This window comes from Moorena sp. SIO3I8, assembly GCF_010692325.1.
In the GTDB taxonomy this organism is placed as follows: Bacteria; Cyanobacteriota; Cyanobacteriia; order Cyanobacteriales; family Coleofasciculaceae; genus Moorena.
Genome location: NZ_JAAHHW010000455.1, coordinates 1 through 1,151 on the forward strand (window position 1 = coordinate 1; position 1,151 = coordinate 1,151).

Annotated in this window: 2 protein-coding genes; both read right to left on the reverse strand. The window is 42.5% G+C overall.

The genetic code is table 11. The features are described 5' to 3' along the window. Window positions 1-333, reverse strand: a 333-nt coding sequence (locus F6K51_RS37830) for a XisI protein (protein WP_293031450.1), incomplete at its 3' end; no start/stop codon positions are given. A gap of 222 nt (window positions 334-555) precedes the next feature. After that, window positions 556-1,151 (reverse strand): transposase (locus F6K51_RS37835; protein ID WP_293031453.1); only part of this gene is annotated, 596 nt, incomplete at its 5' end.

Consider the following 1,151-nt stretch of genomic DNA (forward strand, 5'->3'; position numbering starts at 1 on the left):
ACCCACCGCAAAATCACTATACCGACGCATAAACGGAGTGTGAAAGGCTAATACAATATCATACTTAGGAATCCCCACATCAGTCAGCTCATTCGCCACACCATATTCCGTCCCATCATATTGAATCCAAATTTTGTCGTTGATAATATCAATGTGAATCAAGCAACCATAGACGCGGCGATGCTCTTCCCAACCCACACTAATAATTTGATAGTGGTCATTTTCTAGATCAAAGGAAGTATAACGGTCTATATCCCCAAACGAAGGTTTAATTTTGCTGTAATCAGTCAATATTTTTTTAATCGCTTCACGATAGTCGTTTAATTTATCCATTGCACAATTACCTCCTGGTTAGGATCGAATACTAACAGCTTAACTTGAAACTCTTGTCAGCTATCAGCTGTCAGCTGTCAGCCGTCAGCTAAAATAAAACTACCTTAGCATGCGCCTATGCGCAATGGGAAAACGCTAGAATTAAATAGTTCGAGATTTTATAGAATTGAAATTCATTGAAAAATCTCATTAGCTTTGTGGCAAAGGCTTCGATGCTGTGACTTAACTTCTTTTATTCAAAAGCTGACTGCTGACTGCTGACTGCTGACCGCTTACCTTTTGGGCACCTAAGTCGATATGCAATTGGCGATCGCTTGACACTCCCCGCCCGCTTATGGACGGGGATTCTTTGCTCAACGATCCGTCTTGCTCATTCAGGCCGGAGACAGAAAGAGTAGAGGACAGATCTCCCAAAGCGTTTGGATCTAAAATCCAAGTTCCGACATGCCCTGCCGTACTTAAGGCTCTTTTCAAGATGTTGACTGCGGCATTGTGATCTCTATCTAACTGACACCCACACTTGCAGGTATGGGTTCGAGTTGACAGTGACTTTTTAACGACTTCCCCACAATTGGAGCAGTTTTGGCTGGTTAAGGCAGGATTAACTGCAATAGTTACCTTGCCGAATTTAGTACCAAAGTACTCCATCCACTTTCTAAATTGATACCAACCTGCATCATTAATAGACTTAGCAAGACAGTGGTTTTTTACCAAATTGCGAACTCTCAAATCTTCATAGGCGACCAGATCGTTAGACCGGATTACGCAACGTGCGAGTCTCTTCGCATGTTCCTCACGTTGCCTACTTATTTTGAGGG